This is a genomic window from Pauljensenia sp. UMB3104, assembly GCF_030217285.1.
GTDB lineage: Bacteria > Actinomycetota > Actinomycetes > Actinomycetales > Actinomycetaceae > Pauljensenia.
Genome location: NZ_JASONN010000193.1, coordinates 1 through 302, shown reverse-complemented (window position 1 = coordinate 302; position 302 = coordinate 1). Strand labels below are relative to the sequence as shown.

Here is a 302-nt window from a genome sequence, read left to right as displayed (position 1 = left end):
CCAGGGCTTCCTTGGTCACCTTGACGTCGGCGCCCACGGACTTGGTCTGCTCGGTGCCGATCCACTCCACGAGCGCGTCCACGTCGCGGTAGGAGGCCAGGTTGGCGGGAACCAGCCACAGCTTCGCGCCGCCAGCGGCATGCGTGCGGTAGAGCTCCTTGGCGAAAGCCAGGCGCGATGCGGAGATCGACGAGGAGGTCGCGATGACCGTCGCGCCACCGGCGAGCAGGCCGCCCACGACCGCGCCGCCGATGGAGGCGGGGGTCATGCCGGTGACCACGGCGACGTCGTTCGCGTAGGGC

At 70.9% G+C, this 302-nt stretch carries 1 protein-coding gene; it reads right to left on the bottom strand.

What is annotated here, in order from left to right; all coding sequences use genetic code 11:
• On the bottom strand, positions 1-302 hold a 302-nt coding region (locus tag QP415_RS11335; RefSeq protein WP_285100135.1), incomplete at both ends, for a hypothetical protein.